The 15,827-nt window shown below is 69.0% G+C and carries 11 protein-coding genes and 1 pseudogene; 6 read left to right on the forward strand and 6 right to left on the reverse strand.

What is annotated here, in order from left to right:
• Positions 1-293: 293 nt before the first annotated feature.
• Both ACTMTI_RS48275 and ACTMTI_RS48280 read left to right on the forward strand, forming a co-directional pair.
• Positions 294-485, forward strand: a pseudogene (locus tag ACTMTI_RS48275) (trehalose synthase); the annotation flags it as partial.
• Between the two features lie 214 nt (positions 486-699).
• Positions 700-1,674 (forward strand): LacI family DNA-binding transcriptional regulator, encoded by a 975-nt coding sequence (locus ACTMTI_RS48280; RefSeq protein WP_441127615.1) that lies wholly within the window; start codon positions 700-702, stop codon positions 1,672-1,674.
• Between the two features lie 80 nt (positions 1,675-1,754).
• Here ACTMTI_RS48280 and ACTMTI_RS48285 read toward each other — a convergent pair whose 3' ends face one another.
• From ACTMTI_RS48285 to ACTMTI_RS48305, 5 genes are all read right to left on the reverse strand, one after another.
• Positions 1,755-3,944, reverse strand: a complete 2,190-nt coding sequence (locus tag ACTMTI_RS48285) for an AAA family ATPase (protein WP_441127616.1) — start codon at positions 3,942-3,944, stop codon at positions 1,755-1,757.
• A gap of 77 nt (positions 3,945-4,021) precedes the next feature.
• Positions 4,022-4,915, reverse strand: a complete 894-nt coding sequence (locus ACTMTI_RS48290) for a carbohydrate ABC transporter permease (RefSeq protein ID WP_441127627.1) — start codon at positions 4,913-4,915, stop codon at positions 4,022-4,024.
• A 5-nt stretch (positions 4,916-4,920) separates the two neighbouring features.
• Positions 4,921-5,802: a carbohydrate ABC transporter permease gene (locus ACTMTI_RS48295; protein WP_441127617.1), complete on the reverse strand. Its 882-nt coding sequence runs from the start codon at positions 5,800-5,802 to the stop codon at positions 4,921-4,923.
• On the reverse strand, positions 5,802-7,166 hold the full coding sequence (locus tag ACTMTI_RS48300) for an ABC transporter substrate-binding protein (protein ID WP_441127618.1): 1,365 nt from the start codon (positions 7,164-7,166) through the stop codon (positions 5,802-5,804). Before ACTMTI_RS48300 ends, ACTMTI_RS48295 begins: the two co-directional genes overlap by 1 nt.
• A gap of 12 nt (positions 7,167-7,178) precedes the next feature.
• Entirely contained in the window at positions 7,179-9,053 is a 1,875-nt protein-coding gene (locus ACTMTI_RS48305) for a glycoside hydrolase family 127 protein (protein ID WP_441127619.1), read from the reverse strand.
• A gap of 123 nt (positions 9,054-9,176) precedes the next feature.
• Here ACTMTI_RS48305 and ACTMTI_RS48310 point away from each other — a divergent pair, with 123 nt between their 5' ends.
• The 4 genes from ACTMTI_RS48310 (at position 9,177) to ACTMTI_RS48325 (ending at position 14,326) form a co-directional block, all read left to right on the forward strand.
• A complete protein-coding gene (locus ACTMTI_RS48310; protein WP_441127620.1) occupies positions 9,177-10,211 on the forward strand; it encodes a LacI family DNA-binding transcriptional regulator in 1,035 nt (344 codons plus the stop codon).
• Positions 10,212-10,383: 172 nt separating this feature from the next.
• The gene (locus ACTMTI_RS48315) at positions 10,384-12,246 is read left to right on the forward strand and encodes an Ig domain-containing protein (RefSeq protein WP_441127621.1); all 1,863 of its coding nucleotides are present in this window, start codon (positions 10,384-10,386) and stop codon (positions 12,244-12,246) included.
• Between the two features lie 10 nt (positions 12,247-12,256).
• Complete coding sequence (locus ACTMTI_RS48320) at positions 12,257-13,759, forward strand: Ig domain-containing protein (protein ID WP_441127622.1); 1,503 nt, start codon at positions 12,257-12,259, stop codon at positions 13,757-13,759.
• 216 nt (positions 13,760-13,975) lie between these two features.
• Positions 13,976-14,326: a DoxX family protein gene (locus tag ACTMTI_RS48325; protein ID WP_441127623.1), complete on the forward strand. Its 351-nt coding sequence runs from the start codon at positions 13,976-13,978 to the stop codon at positions 14,324-14,326.
• A 79-nt stretch (positions 14,327-14,405) separates the two neighbouring features.
• Here the strand turns inward: ACTMTI_RS48325 and ACTMTI_RS48330 are convergent, their stop codons facing one another.
• The gene (locus tag ACTMTI_RS48330; RefSeq protein ID WP_441127624.1) at positions 14,406-15,653 is read right to left on the reverse strand and encodes a hypothetical protein; all 1,248 of its coding nucleotides are present in this window, start codon (positions 15,651-15,653) and stop codon (positions 14,406-14,408) included.
• Positions 15,654-15,827: the final 174 nt, after the last annotated feature.

Below are 15,827 nucleotides of genomic sequence, written 5' to 3' on the forward strand. Positions count from 1 at the left end.
CCACTGGCCGAACGGCTGTGGCGGCGCACGGCGGCGCCGACCGTGCCAGCGGACGTCACCGCTACCCGACCTTGCGCCGCGAACACCGCATGGCGGTTCACTCCCTGCGCTGGCCTGCATCCCACAGGGGCCGTGCCCATTCCTGTACTGGAGTGCTCCCCCAGATGGCTGGCCGACTGGGCCGCCCTGATTACCGGCGGCGAATCCCGGCCCATGGCCGTGACTTACTTCAGCCCTCAGGCGCATGATGGGACGGCGCCGCTGCAGCTCGAACGCGATTTGCCGATCCAGCAGTCACGGACGAGGAACGCGACTATATGTACACCGAATACGCCAATGATCCGCGCATGCGGGCCAACGTCGGCATCCGCCGCCGCCTGGCGCCCCTGCTGGAGAACGACCGCGATCAGATCGAGCTGTTCATCGCACTGCTCCTGTCGCTGCCCGGCTCCCCGGTGCTCTACTACGGCGACGAGATCGGTGTCCCTTTTCCGCCGATCCGTAACCAGCGGTACCTGTTCACGCTTCCCGGGCACGGGTTCTACTGGTTCACCCTGCCTCCCCCATTGCAGTGGGAAGCACGCCCCCGTTTCCGGCCCCGGCACGACGGCTGGATTTCCCGGCGGTGGGCTTCGGCTGTAAGCCTGATGTCAGAAGGACGGGAGCACACGCATCCCCTGATGGTAGAAACGTGGTGCGATGCCCACCATCTACGATGTCGCTCGTGAGGCCGGTGTGTCCGCCGCCACCGTCTCACGGGTGCTCAACGGCGCCCGGACCGTGGATCCCACCATGGTCGCCCGGGTGCTGACCGCTGTCCGCGAGCTCGGCTACCGGCCCAACGCGGTGGCTCGCAACCTGCGGCGCAGCCGTACGACACTCTGGGCTGTGATCATCTCCGACATCGGCAACCCGTTCTTCACCGCCACCGTCCGCGGCATCGAGGACGTCGCCCAGCAGGCCGGCTACTCGGTCGTGCTGTGCAACAGCGACGAGGACCCGGCCAAGGAGGAGACGTACGTCGCGGCGGCGCTGAGCGAGCAGATGGCCGGGGTGATCATCGCCTCGTCGGGGAGCGTCAAGGCGGCCAGGAGCCTGCTCGAATCGCCTGTCCCGGTCGTCGCCATCGACCGCGAGCTGCCGCGCGGCGAGGTGGACACGGTCGTGGTGGACAACGAAGCGGGCGCGCGCAAGGCCACGGATCATCTGCTCGCGGCGGGCTACCGGCGGATCGCGTGCATCACGGGGCCCGAGGGCGTGAGCACCGCCGACCTGCGCCTGCGCGGTTATGCGGGGGCCCTGTCCACCGAGCCGCTCGTCGTCCGGACGAACTTCCGCGAGCAGGGCGGCTATGACGCCATGTCCTCGCTGCTCGCCTTCTCCGAGCGTCCCGACGCGGTCTTCGCGGCCAACAACCTCATGACGGTGGGGGCGCTGCGCTGCCTGGCCGATCGGGGCGTGGACGTGCCGCGGGAGATGGGGGTGGTGGGGTTCGACGAGCTCCCGTGGGCGGACCTCATCCGGCCCTCGCTCACGACGGTCGCGCAGCCGACGTACGAGCTCGGCCGCATGGCCGCCCGGCTCCTGGTGGACCGTATCGCCACCCCGGCCGCCAAGCCCGCCACGGTCGTCCTCTCCGCCGAACTGCGCCCCCGCCAGAGCAGCGCTCCCTGACCCGCCCCACCGTACGAGTGCGGCCGCAGTCCCCTTGACCGGGCCGGCACCGCGACAACCGGCCCCGCCCTCGGCCCGGGTCAGCGGGGCGGGGTGACGGGCGGCAGGGCAGGGAGCTCCCATGCCTGCCTGATCTTCTGGAGGGTCGATCTGGCGAGCGTGTCGGCGGTGCCGATCTCGTGCTGCGCCCGCGCCAGGGCAGGAAAGGCCCCAGGGTGGCCGGATTGCGACGCCCTGACGACGAGATCCTTGGAAAGCGTCGCCGAGAAGATCGCCGACACGGTGTCCAGGTAGTAGGCGCGGTTCGCGAGCGTCATACCGAGCCTGGCGCCGTCGGGCAGCAGGGCGGCGTGCTCGGCTATCCGATCGCCGAGCTCGCGCAATCCGCCCTGCTCGGCGGCCAGGTCCGCGCGGAAGAACTGGAGCAGTTCTTCCGGCGCCGCCGCCTCATTCCCTGCGCTGTTGGCGATCCGGGCCAGCTCGCGCTCGACGAGCGCGGTGGTGATCTCGGCCAGTGGACGTGATCCGTTGGGGGTGACGAGCGCGACCGCCGCCCTGGCGGTGCGGAGCAGTTCGCGTGGCATTCCGCCGGACAGGCAGTAGAACAGCGCCGCGAACGGCTCCGGCAAGCCGATGACCCTGGTGTCCAGCAGTTTCACCGCGGTCCGGTAGTCGAGCGGGTCGACCCGGATGACCTCGTCGATGGCGCTGTCGAAGGCGTCCCGGCGGCCGATGGCGGCCAGGTCCGCCTCCTTCAGCGCCTCGTCGGAGACGGACAGCACGAACAGGCAGTGCGGCACGTCGAAGACGACCTTGAGTTCGTTGAGGAAGTCACGGGCGCTGCTCACCGGCATGATCCGGTCGAGTTCGTCGATGGCGACCACCAGGCGCCGGCTGGGGCGGGCCGCGGCGAGTTCCTGCGCCACCTCGGCCAGGAAGTCAGTGAGCGTCTGCACGATCTCCGGATAGGACAGCGGCTGGCGGGCCTGGCTCGTCCCTCGTTTGACCGACAGGCTCCAGCCGCCCCAGCCCCCGCTCGCGTTCACCTCTCCCGAGGTGGTGCGCAGGAAGCGGATGTGCTGGAGATGCCTGGTGGCCTCGGCGGCGGACGCCAGGCCGGCGGCCACCACGCGCTCGCACAGCTTGGCGAACAGGTGGAGCATGAACTCGCGGCGATCGTAGCTGACCGGCGCGGTCAGCTCGACGGCCAGCTTGGCGTGCGCGGCGCCGTCGCCGCCCGTGCAGAAGGACCTGAGCAACTCGGTCTTGCCCACTCCGCGCGGCCCGGCGAGCGCGATGCTCCCGCCGTCCATACCGCTGCTGATCATCGAAAGCCGGCCTTCCGCGGGGGTGGGCACGTGCCAGTCCAGGCCGCGGACGCGGCGCAGGCCGGGGGCGGGACCGAGGCTGAGCGTGGTGGCGTATCTGCGCGTAGCCTGCTCGCTCATCTGCTCGCTGATCCTGGCGCGCAGGAAGCCCAGCAGACTCTCGTACAGAGCATTGCGCCAGTCGCCCATCAAGCGGCCGACCTGCGACCGGTCGGCGCCATCCGCACCCTTGGCAGGGGTGTCGGCGGACCAGTTCAAGAGCACCAAGAACGCCAGCGTGAGTACGCCGGCCGCACCGCCGAAGACCGGCCATTCCCAGCCATAGCCCTCCTCCGGCCCAGGCGATCGCTGGTGATCGAGCTGCCAGACGACGTTCTTGGCGCCGATACTGAGGCCGAAGGCCACGAACAGCACGGTCACCCCGGCGGCCACGAATACGCTCCAAGCCCCCTGACTGTCCTGAGCCCGGGGACTCTTCGCCCGCACGTCAGGTGAGAGCAGGCGGAACAGCCACCAGGTGAGGACTCCCGCGATCGCTCCTATGAGGGCGAACGCCAGGAGAACGCCCACGCTGTTGGCGACGATCTCGCCGGCAGAGACGGCCCGGCGTTCGGCCTGCGCGTCCTGCAGTGCGCTGTCCCAGCCGGACGCGACAGCCGCCGCCAGGATGACCAGGGCCGCCGCGCCCCCGGACACCAGTGCCAGGACCTTCCGCCGCCGCCGTTTCCTTTCTTGAGCACGTGCCTCGGTGTCGGCCCGCTGGTATTCCTCCTCGGCGCCGCGCACCTGGCTCATGATGAGCGCTCGCTCGGCCATCGCCGCGTCGCGCAGGTCTTCGGCGGAGGGCGCGTAGGGGTCGGCCATGCTGGCGAGCAGTTCCGGCTCGCTGAGCGCGCGGGTCAGGAGGTCGGCGAAGACCTTGCCATGGTGTTCGCCGGTCAACGGGACGTCTTCTCCACGGTGATCACGAGACAGCATGGTAGGGGCTTCACCGGCCTCCTGACCCGATCCTGACAAGATCAGTTCTTGATCCCGGTCAGCGTCACACCCTCGATGAAGTAGCGCTGCAGGAAGAAGAACAGCGCGATGATCGGCGCGATCACGGCCGCCGACGCCGCCATGAGGTAGCCCCACTGCGTCAGGTACATGCTCTGGAACGACGCCAGCCCCAGCGACAGCGTGTAGTTCTCCTCGCTCTGCAGGTAGAGCAGCGGGCCGAGGAAGTCGTTCCAGGTGCCGATGAAGGTGAAGATGGTGACCACGATGATCGCCGGCTTCGACAGCGGCATGACGATCGTCCAGAACACCCGCCACGGCGAGGCCCCGTCGATGTAGGCGGCCTCGTCCAGTTCGAAGGGGATCGTCAGGAAGAACTGCCGGAGCAGGAAGATGTTGAACACTCCCCCGCCCGCCCCGGCGAACCAGCTCGGGACGGTGAGCGGCGCGATCGTGTCCAGCGCGTCCAGCTCCTGCCACATGACGAACGTCGGGATGAGCGTGACGGCGTACGGCAGCATCACGCCGCTCAGCAGCAGCGCGAAGACGACGTCGCGGCCGCGCCAGCGCAGCCGCGAGAAACTGAAGGCGGCGACCGAGCAGGTCAGCACCGTGCCCAGGACGCTGATGACGGCGATGACCAGCGTGTTGACGAAGTAGCGGCCGAAGGGCTGGGTGGTCAGCGCCTCGCTGAAGTTCGACCACTGGAACGGCGAGGGGATCCACTGCGGCGGCGCGACGAACATCTGGCTGTCCTGCATGAGCGCGCTGCGTACCAGCCACACGAACGGCAGCAGGGTCGGGATCGCCCCGGCGAGCAGCGCCACGTACAGCAGCGCGCGGCCGTGCCTGCGGGGGTTGCGCAGCTTTTGGGCGGGGGCCACGCCGCGGGCGCGGGTCTCGTCCGGCGCGGCCACGGCGGTCAACGGGCACCTGCCATCTCGTAGTAGACCCAGCGGCGGGCGTTCCTGAACATCAGGAACGTCACCACCATGATGATCATGAAGAGCGTCCAGGCCAGGGCGCTGGCGTAGCCCATCTCGCTCTCGGTGAACGCCTTGCGGAACAGGTAGTAGACGTAGAAGAGGGTGGCGTGGTTGGGGCCGCCCTCGGTCATCACGTACGCCTGGTTGAACACCTGGAAGGTGCCCACCACGCCCACCACCAGGTTGTAGAAGATGGTCGGGGTCATCATCGGCAGCGTCACGTGCCAGAAGCGCCGCCACGCGCCGCCGCCGTCGATCGACACGGCCTCGTACAGGTGCCGCGGCACGCCCTGCAGGCCGGCCAGGAAGATCACCATGGTGTTGCCGAAGCCCCAGGTGCTCATGATGATCAGCGACGGGACGGCGGTCGACTCGGCGTAGATCCACTGGGACGCGGGCAGCCCGCCCTGCCGCAGCAGCGAGTTGAGCAGCCCGAAGTCCGGGTTGAAGATCCAGATCCAGAGGACGACGTTGGCGATGGCCGGGACCAGCGTCGGCAGGTAGAAGATCGTCCGCCACAGCGCCAGGCCGCGGACCTTCTGGTTGAGCAGCATGGCCACGGCGAAGCTGACGATGAGGACGAGCGGGACCGAGCCGAGCGTGTAGTAGGTGGTGGTGGTCAGCGACTTCCAGAACAGCTCGTCGCGGGCCATGGCTGTGTAGTTGTCCAGCCCGATGAACGACGGGCTCGCGCCGATCGTCCAGTCGGTGAGGCTGAAGAAGGCCGAGGCCGCCATCGGGCCGATCGTGAAGATCAGGAACCCGAGGATGGCGGGCAGGGCCATGAGGATGCCCCAGCGGGTTTCCAGGCGGCGCATCAGAGGTCCTGGATGTGGTGCCAGCCCTGCAGCATGCCGGTGACCTTCGGTGCGGCGGCCTTGAGGATCTCGCCTGCCGGGCGCTTGCCGGTCTCGATCTCCTGGAGGGCGGGAGTGAGCACGTCGCTGGCGATCGCCGACATGTTCTTGACCCGGTTGCGGAAGTCGGCGACACCGTGCTCGCGGGTGTAGTCGACCACGGCCGTCCGGAACTCCGGCGGGTGCTGCGCGTTCTTGGTCCAGGAGTCGATGGCCGCCTGGTCCTCGTAGTACTTCTTCTCCTGCGGCATCCACAGGCCCTGCTTGAACAGGTCGACATAGCGGGGGTCGTTGTGGAACGCGAACAGCTCCACCGCCTCCTGCTCGTGCTTGGTGCCCGCGAACACCGCCGACGCCCCGGCGACCTGCGTGGCGGTGAACGGCTCGCCGTACTTCGGCAGCACGCCGATGCCGTAGTCGACCTTGCTCTCGTTCATGTCGAGCAGGCTCCAGTGCCCGTCCACCACCATCGCCACCCGCTTGGTCTTGAGCAGGATGTTGGTGCCGGGCACCTCGTCCCCGGTCGCGGCGAGCTGACCGGGACCGGGAGCGACTCGATGCTTGTAGATCAAGTCTTGCAGGTTCTGGAAGACTTCGATCGCCTCGGGTGTGTCGAGCAGGCACTTCTTACCCGACTCGTCCGCTATGTCGCCGCCGTTGCTGCGCAGGAAGCCGTACCAGGCGGCGCCGTAGGTGATGCTGCTGGAGATGCCGAACTGCTTGATCTGCTTGGGGTCGAAGCCGGACTCGTCTGGATGTTTGCCGTTCTGGTCGATGGTGAGCTTGTAGGCGTTCTCCACGAGCTGGTCCCACGTCCAGGCGGACGCGGCGGCGGCGGGCGGGGTGACGCCGGCCGCCGCGACGGCGGACTTGCTGAACCACAGCATCATGGACTCGTTCGCGGTCGCGATGCCGTGCAGCTTGTCCTGGCCGCTCCACAGGTAGGCCTCCGGCAGATAGCCGGCCAGCTGCGGATACTTCTTCAGGTACGGGAACAGGTTGACCAGCTTGCCCTGCTCGCCGAGGCGGAACGACATCGACATCGGCACGTAGCCGGCGTCCGGCAGCTTGTTGCTGGCGACGAGCGTGTTGAGCTTCACGTCGTACTCGTCGGGGGTGAACAGCGGCTTGACCTTGACGCCCGGGTTCTTCTGCTCGTACTGCCTGAGCATGTTCTCGACGGCCTTCTTCTCGAACGTCGAGCCCCAGAACATGAACTGCAGCTGCACGTTCCCGGCCGAGCCCGAGCCCGAGCCGCCGCAGGCCGCCGCCGCGGAGCCGAGGGCGGCGAGCCCGCCCAGCTTCAACAGGTCGCGTCTTCTCATTCCAGCTCTTCCTTACGCGAGGGGGATCCAGACGCGCATCGCGCCGCCGTCGCGGTTGTCCCACTGGAAGTAGGGGACGGCCGTCGCGGTCGCGCGGGCGGTGGTCGCCGAGGGCTTGGCGGTGTACGGGAGTCCGTCGCGCGGCTGGTCCACGGCGACGGCGTCGATCTCGAGCAGTGCGGTGCGGCCGACGCCGTCGAGCTCCGGCACGGTGATGGCGCGCGGCTCGGCGCCCGGGGCGATCGCGAGGTCGTCCACCTCGACGCCCTCGGGCTGGTCGGCCTGCTCGAAGCAGTAGACGAGCGGGCCGCGCTGGAGCGCCGCGCTGCCTCTGACCGCGTCGATCCGGTGGTGCGGGTGCATGAGCCTGGGCGTCATGTCGAGCTGGAGCTCGACGGTGTCGCCGCTGGTCCAAGGGCGACGGATCCGGAAATATCCGTCGGCGCCGGGGTTGGCGAGACGACCGTTGACAGAGGTGGACTCGCTCCAGGACGGGATGCGGAGCGCCAGCTCCCATTCGCCGGCCGGCGCCTCCTCGACGGTGACGCGGATCAGCCCGTCCCACGGGTAGTCGGTGTCGACGCGCAGCCGGGCGCCGCCCCCGGCGAGGGTGCCCGGGACGTACTGGTGCAACTGGAGGCCGGTGTCGGTCTCGGTGGCGAGGTAGCCGCCGAGTGAGGCCACCAGGCGCATGATGTTGGGCGGGCAGCAGGCGCAGGCGAACCACTCCCTGCGCCGCCCGAGATAGGCGTCCTCGACCAGGTCGTTCCTGCGCTGCAGCGGGTTGACGTAGAAGAAGCGGATGCCGTCGGCCGAGGTCGAGGCGGCGAAGGCGTTGTAGAGCGTGCGCTCGATGAGGTCGGCGTGGCGACCGTGGCCGGTGGCCAGCAGCAGCCGCCAGTTCCAGTGGATGCTCGCGATGGCCGCGCAGCTCTCGCTGTAGGCGCGGTCAGGCGGCAGCTCGTAGCGCTCGCCGAAGGCCTCGCCGTCGTGGCGCGAGCCGTGGCCGCCGGTGATGTACGTCTTGGTGGCGACCAGGTCCTCCCAGCGGCGCACCGAGCACTCCAGCAGCGACTCGTCGCCCGTCTCCAGATAGACGTCGACGATGCCCGACTCCAGGTAGAGCTGGCGTACGGCGTGCCCGACGGCGGTGTCCGCCTCGCGTACCGGCACGTGGTCCTGGGCGTACAGCATGCCCATGCCGCTGTCCATGATCAGGCCCTTGCCGCGGTTGTCGAGCAGTTTGCCGGCCAGCTCCAGGTACGTCCGCTCGCCGGTCAGCCGGTAGAGCTCGACGAGCGCGGTCTCGACCTCCGCGTGGCCGTCGATGCCGTCGTTCCCGCCGGTGAGGAACACCGCCACCAGATGGTCGGCGAAGCGGCGCGCGACCGCGAGCAGGTTGTCGCCGACGCCCGCGCGGGCGGCCGCCACCGCCGCCTGGAACAGGTGCCCGGCGCAGTACATCTCGTGGCTGTATTCGAGCTCGGCGTAGATCTTGTCCGGCTTGACGACCTGGTAGTGCGAGTTGAGGTAGCCGTCCGGGCGCTGCGCCCTGGCGAGCACGGCCGCCGCCTCGTCGATGAACTCGGCGTATCGGGGCTCGGGAGCGCGGGCGTGCTCCCACGAGATGGCCTCGAGCTGCTTGTAGAGGTCGGAATCCTGGAACCGGTAGCCCTGGAAGGGCCCTTCGCCCTCCCCCGCCGCGCGCCGCAGGTTGGGCAGCACGCCCGAGCGCTCCATCTGCTCCAGGCCCAGGGGGACGCTGGCCTCGTGATTGATGCGCTGCCAGCGCGCGAGCGGCCCGCCGGTGATGACGACGTCGCGGATGCCGATCGGCCGCAGCACTGCCCGGGTGGACGGAACGGCGGGACCGAGGATCTGTTCCATCTAGCTCCTCACGCGGGTGAGAAAACGTGGGAATAGGTTTTCTCACCCGGAGAGTAAGGTGTGATACAGCACGGGTCAAGGGGAGGCCTGCTTTGGGGGATGCGCACGCGAAAGGGGAATCGGTTGACCAGCCCGTCCGAGGGGACCGTGAGAGCGGTCACGATCAGGGATGTCGCGGCGGCCGCGCAGGTCTCGATCGGCACCGCGTCCAAGGCGCTCAACGGGCGCGGGCGGATGCGCGCCGAGACCCGCGACCGGGTGCTCGCCGCCGCCGAGCGGCTCGGCTTCCGGCCCAACCCGCTCGCCCAGGGGCTGCTGGCCGGCCGCACGTACACGGTGGGCCTGGTCACCGGCGACAGCTTCGGGCGCTTCAGCATCCCGGTGATGCTGGGCGCGGAGGACGCGCTCGGGGCCGGGCAGATCTCGGTGTTCATGTGCGACACGCGCGACGACCCGATCAGGGAACGCCACTACGTCGAGCGGCTGCTGGCCAGGCGCGTCGAGGGCGTCATCGTCACCGGCCGGCGCACCGAGCCGCGTCCCGGCATCGGCCGTGACCTGCCGGTTCCGGTCGTGTACGCCATGACGCAGTCCACCGACGAGTCGGACGTGTCGATCATCCCGGACGACGAGGGCGGCGGTGCGCTGGCCGCCCGGCACCTGCTGGCGACGGGGCGCACGCGCATCGGGCACGTCACGGGGCCGCAGCGGTTCCAGGCGGCGCGGCGGCGGGCGCACGGGCTGACGACCGCGTTGTCCGAGGCCGGACTGGCACCGGCCGGGGAGGTCCTGTTCGGGCAGTGGAGCGAGGAGTGGGGGCGGCAGGGGGCCGACGTCCTGCTGCACGCGGAGCCGGACGTGGACGCCGTCTTCTGCGGCAGCGACCAGATCGCGCGAGGGGTGGCCGAGACGTTGCGGGAGCGGGGGCGGCGGGTGCCCGAGGACGTGGCGCTGGTGGGCTTCGACAACTGGGAGCCGATGGCGCTGGGCTGCCGGCCGCCGCTCACGACGGTGGACATGAACCTGGGGGAGATCGGACGGCTGGCGGCGCGCCACATCCTGGACGCCATCGCGGGCACGCCGTCGGACGGCGGGGTCACGATCGTGCCCGCGAGCCTCGTGCTGCGCGAGTCGACGCGGCGCGCCGCGCCCGCGTAGCGGAGCAGGGTTGACCGGTGCTGTGTAACACCTTACCGTGCGCGTGGGAAAACCTATTCCCATCCTTTAAGGAGTCCGGATGGACCGAGGATGTCGCCGCGCCTCCAGAGCCGCGAGGGGCGCCAGGCGAGTCACCGCAGCGGCAGTCTTATGCAGCTCGTTACTCGCCGGTGTGCCGCAGTCCGCGCACGCCGCACCCACCGCCACGGTGGTCGACCTGTTCGGCAGGACCGTCAACGACTACGGCGTCAAGCTGGTGGACTGGCAGGGCTACCTGGCCAACCCGTACGTCGAGCTCACCGTCAAACCCCCGCCCGACGTGCGCTATCCCGTCACCGTCGATCTCAAGGCCGAGGGCACCTCCCGGCTGATGATGGATCTGCCCAGCCAGCTCACCGCCACCGGCGCGACCAAGACTCTCACCTTCGCCAGTGCCGCCGAGCAGAAGCCGTTCAAACTGGCGATCCACTCCAAGCGCGGCCCCGGCGAGGATGAAAGTTACACGCTGAGGCTGAACATCAGGGACGCCGGCGGCACGACGTACCAGCAGTCCCTGCCGATCAGAGTGCAGCAGGACGAGAAGACCGCGCTGCAGCCGAGCCTGCCGCTCGCCTTCGACTACCGGTTCGACACGATCACCGGCTACTTCACCGACCCGCCTTTCAAGACCGCCGCCGAGGAGGCGGTCAAGGACTGGTTCAGGTTCTTCGACATGCAGCCGTTCGACACGGTCGCGGCCGGGGCGGAACCCAACCACCTGCCGGGCAACGACTGGCAGAACACCATCAACGTCACGAACAACGCCGCCTACAACGGCATGTACGTGTTCTTCCGCGGCATCCAGACGCCGTACTCGACCGGCTACCCCGCCGCCAACGGCCGCTACAGCACCAGGAACGGCCAGCAACTGCCGGGCCCGCTGCACCGCTCCACCGCGATGATCTTCGAGTACGACGAGGCCGGCAAGCGGCTGTTCACCTCCCTGGCCGACGAGGACTGGTACAAGACGGAGATCCAGGGCTCGGTGCTCGACGTGCACGGCCTGGTCATGCACGAGTACGGCCACGCGGTCGCCTTCCACAGCGACTGGGCGGGCATGCGCTCCTACGTGCAGGGCGGCGGCAACGACCCGGACGTGGTCGCCTACCAGGGCTACGCCGTGCCGCTGGACAGCAGCTACCACATCCCCGGCGAGCAGCGCTATTGGGACCGGCTCAGCGGGCAGAGCGGCGGCTGGACCCATCTGTTCCCCACCCGCAGGTGGATGCTGACCAAGCTGGCCCTGCTGGTGGCCGAGAACGCCGGCTGGAAACTCAACCGCAACCTCACCCCGTTCCTGCCGCCGTCCATCGTCACCACCTCACTCCCCCCGGCCACGCCGGGCACCGCCTACCAGCAGACGCTGGCGGCCAAGGGCGGCGTCCCGTTCTACGACTGGCAGGTCACGAGCGGCTCGCTGCCGGCCGGGCTGAGCCTGGACCGCTTCACCGGCGCCATCACCGGCACGCCGGCCACGGCGGGCACGTCGGCGTTCACCGTCCAGCTCAGGGACTACGACCGGCTCAGCACGCCGGTGACCAGGACGTTCCAGTTGACCGTGGGCGGTGGCGGGAGCGGCACGAACGTGGCCGGGAGCGCCACACCGTCGGCCTCCTACACCTCCCCGTGGGAGAGCGTGGCGGCGATCAACGACGGCATCGACCCGCCCAGCTCCAACGACACCGTCAACCGCCGCTGGGGCACCTGGCCGAACACCGGCACCCAGTGGGCCGAGCTCACCTGGCCCTCCGCGCAGACCCTCCGGTCCGCCGACGTGTACTTCTTCGACGACGGCGACGGCGTCCGCCTGCCCGCCTCGTGGAAGCTGCAGTACTGGAACGGCAGCGCCTACGCCGACATCCCCGCCACCTATCCGACCACGCTCAACGCCTACAACAAGGTCACTTTCCCGCCGGTCAGCACCACCCGGCTGCGGGTCGCGCTGCAGAGCGGGCAGGCCTCGGTGGGGCTGCTCGAAGTGAAGGCATTCTCCTAGAAGGGCTTCCATGAGGAAGATCGCCGCACTCAGCGCGCTGGCCGCCCTGGCCGGCGCGCTGTCCCTGCCCTCCCCCAGCCTCGCCGCCCGCCGGGCCGCGCCCGCGCTGGAGGTCTACGACATCTTCTTCCGCAAAGTCAACGACTACGGCGTCCAGCTCGTGGACTGGCAGGGCTACCTGGCCAATCCGTACGTCGAGCTGACCGTGCGGGCGCCGCGGGTGCCCGGGATCTCGTACCCGCTGAAGGTGGACCTGCACGCCAAGGGCACCTCCAGGCTCATGCTCAACATGCCGAGCGAGCTGACCGCCACCGGCGCCACCAAGTCCTTCACGCTCACCGGGCCGTTCGACCGGGAGGTCGTGCGGCTGGCCATCCACTCCAAGCAGGGCGCGGGCCGCGACGAGCAGCATCAGTGGATCATGAAGACCACCGACGCGACCGGCGCCGGCCTCACCCAGACGATGCCGATCAGGGTGCAGCAGGACGAGAAGACCCCGCTCAAGCCGACCATCCCGATCGACTTCGACTACCGCTACGACACGATCACCGGCTACTTCTCCGACCCCGGCGTGCGCAAGGCCGCCGAGTCCGCGGTGCGGAACTGGTTCGCGTTCTTCGACCTGGAGCCGTTCGACACCGTCCCGGCGGGCGACGAGGTCAACCGGCTGCCGGGCGATGACTGGCAGAACGAGGTCGAGGTCTCCAACGCCAAGCCGTACAACGGGATGTACGTGTTCTTCCGCGGCATCCAGACGCCGTACTCGACCGGCTACCCCACGATCAACGGCAAGTTCCACACCAGGAAGGGCGAAACCACTCCGTACCACCGCTCGACCAGCATGATCCTCGAGTACGACGAGCAGCTGATGAAGCTGTTCACCTCCCTCGGCGACGAGGACTGGTACAAGACCGACCTCGGCCAGGTCATCGACGTCCAGGGCCTGGTCATGCACGAGTACGGCCACGCGGTCGCCTTCCACAGCGACTGGAAGGGCATGGCGGACTATGTGGCGTCCAAGGGCCGCGACGACCAGGACGTCATCGACTACCAGGGCTACCCGGTGCCGCTCGACACCAGCTACCACGTGCCCGCCGACGAGCCGTACTGGGATCGGCTCAGCGGGCAGAACGGCGGCTGGCGGCACTACTTCCCGACGCGCCGGTGGGAGCTGACCAAGCTGACGCTGCTGATCGCCGAGAACGCCGGGTGGAAGCTGAACAGGAAGCTCACCCCGTTCCTCAAGCCCTCGATCGAGACCTCCGCCCTTCCGGCCGCGACGGCCGGGTCCGGGTACGAGCAGCGGCTGCGGGCCAAGGGCGGCGTGCCGTTCTACGACTGGCAGGTGGTGCGCGGCGCGCTGCCCGAGGGGCTGAGCCTGGACCGGTTCACCGGCGCGATCACCGGCAAGCCCGCCAAGGCCGGGTCGTCCACGTTCACCGTCCAGCTCCGGGACTACGACAAGCTGAGCACACCCGTCACCCGTGAGTTCACTCTCACGGTCGGCGCGTAGACCGGGCCGGGGCGGCGGCCCGGCCGTCGCCGCCCCGGCCCGCCCGTCCGGGCTCGCGCCCCCTTTGCCGGGCCGTTCATGGTGGCCCTGCCAGTGCCCTCCTCAGCACGGCCTTCCTGCGCATCCTCCGCCCGGCCAGCATTCTCCTGACGCCATCCATGGCACATCCCGGCCTTTGTGCCCGCGATGGCAACCCGCCTTCCCGACAGGAGAATCATGTTCATCGCCTACGTCGTCGTCGCCGCCCTGCTGTCACTGCTCCTGCTGGCCTCCGGAGGTCTTCTGCTGGCGAAGGAGAAGGGGGTGACGACGACCTTGACCGAGCTCGGAGTGCCGCTGAGCTGGGCGCCGCTCCTGGCCGTGCTGAAGATGGCCGGGGCGCTCGGGCTGCTGGCCGGAATCTTCTACCGGCCCCTCGGCATCGCGGCCGCCGCCGGCGTCGTGCTGTACTTCGCCGGCGCGGTGATCACACATCTGCGAGCCAAAGACGTCAAGGGAATCATGATTCCCACGGTGCTGACCGCGGCCTCAGCCACCCCTCTGCTGCTCGCCATCGCCACGATGTGACGACGACGAGTCGCCGAAGCGCCGGCCGTGGCATCCCAGGTCGTCGCGGGCATCCCCGCGACGACCTGGGCTTGCTCGGTCAGAGCCCGTAGCGGCTCTTCAGGTGGCGCCACCAGTCGCGGAACATCCACGCGTCGAACTCCGTGATCGACGACGCGCTGCCCGCCTTCATCAGGAAGCAGCACACCCCGGTCGGCGTCCAGTCGTAGAAGTCGTCGAGGCCGAACGAGTGCCCCATCTCATGCAGCAGGATGTGCATGTTGTCGGCGTTGAGGTTGGACATGTAGTACTCGCTGCCGACCCGCTGCCCCCAGTCGCCGCCCGCGCCGCCGCCGAACCCGGCCGTCAGCCACAGCGACATGTCGTAGTGGTGCGACGCGCCGCCCGGGCAGTTGGGGTAGTTGCCACTCTGGTTGAAGAACCGGCCGCACGGCTCGGCGCACTGCGGCGCGTTCTCGCGGATGTCGTTGACGTAGATGTCGACGGAGTTGTCGCTCCACTGGAGCTGGGCGCGGTCGCGGACGGCCCAGCCGACCACCTTGAGCGGCACGTTGGCGTACGGCCAGCCGTTGTGACCGGCCATGACGTCCATCCACTTCTTGAACTGGCGGGCCAGTGTCGCGTGGATCTGGTCGCGCTGGGCGGCGGTCACCGTGGCGCTGGTGTCCCAGCGGACGCAGTAGTTGATCGAGCCGCCGTTGGCCATGATCTGGTCCCAGCCGTAGTTGCGGAACCCGTACAGGTTCGGGTACGTGCTCTCCTGGTGCTGCCACACCTCGTTGAGCGGGGTGACCAGGTTGGCGGGCGGGTTCCAGCCGCTCGGGCCGCCCGAGTCGGGGGCGTACGCCTTGATCTCCAGGAGCCCGACCGAGCCCTGCCCGCTCTGCAGGACGACGCGCAGCCGCGTGGTGCTGACCTGCGCGAAGGTGACGGTGTTGTAGGCGTTGACGGCGGTCGGGTACGTGCCGGGGATGTCGGCGTAGGCGCTGCCGGTCCACCGTTGCAGCTTCCACGAGGCGGGCACGCGGACGCCGCCGCCGTCGTCGAAGAAGTACACGTCGGCGGACCGGAGGGTCTGCGCGGACGGCCAGGTCAGCTCGGCCCACTGGGTGCCGGTGTTCGGCCAGGTGCCCCAGCGGCGGTTGGCGGTGTCGTTCGAGCTGGGCGGATTGATGCCGTCGTTGATCGCCGCCACGCTCTCCCACGGGGAGGTGTAGGAGGCCGACGGCGTCGCGCTCCCGGCCACGTTCGTGTCGGCCAGAGCGCTCTCGACGGGGAAGAAGAAGGTGATGATCAGTAAGAGGGGCAGAATGGCCAGGCGTTTCATGGGATGTCTCCGGCTGGTAGCGCTAACATCCGCAGGCCTTAAGAAAGGGCGCGCTCCCTCAAGGCCCGGTTCGTGCTAGCGGTAGGTGATGTCGGACGAGGAGTAGAGGCAGTTCACGCCGTCGGCACCGGAGCCGATCTTCTCCGGCTCCTGGCCCTTGGGAACGCCCCGGTA

The sequence above is a fragment of the Nonomuraea sp. H19 genome (assembly GCF_052068215.1).
Lineage (GTDB): Bacteria > Actinomycetota > Actinomycetes > Streptosporangiales > Streptosporangiaceae > Nonomuraea.

Bases quoted from the DNA above. Each gene is read 5' to 3' on its own strand.
- ACTMTI_RS48280 (WP_441127615.1), top strand. From the start codon at position 700: ATGCCCACCATCTACGATGTCGCTCGTGAGGCCGGTGTGTCCGCCGCC.
- ACTMTI_RS48295 (WP_441127617.1), bottom strand. From the start codon at position 5,802: ATGCGCCGCCTGGAAACCCGCTGGGGCATCCTCATGGCCCTGCCCGCC.
- ACTMTI_RS48300 (WP_441127618.1), bottom strand. From the start codon at position 7,166: ATGAGAAGACGCGACCTGTTGAAGCTGGGCGGGCTCGCCGCCCTCGGC.
- ACTMTI_RS48305 (WP_441127619.1), bottom strand. From the start codon at position 9,053: ATGGAACAGATCCTCGGTCCCGCCGTTCCGTCCACCCGGGCAGTGCTG.
- ACTMTI_RS48320 (WP_441127622.1), top strand. From the start codon at position 12,257: ATGAGGAAGATCGCCGCACTCAGCGCGCTGGCCGCCCTGGCCGGCGCG.
- ACTMTI_RS48325 (WP_441127623.1), top strand. From the start codon at position 13,976: ATGTTCATCGCCTACGTCGTCGTCGCCGCCCTGCTGTCACTGCTCCTG.
- ACTMTI_RS48330 (WP_441127624.1), bottom strand. From the start codon at position 15,653: ATGAAACGCCTGGCCATTCTGCCCCTCTTACTGATCATCACCTTCTTC.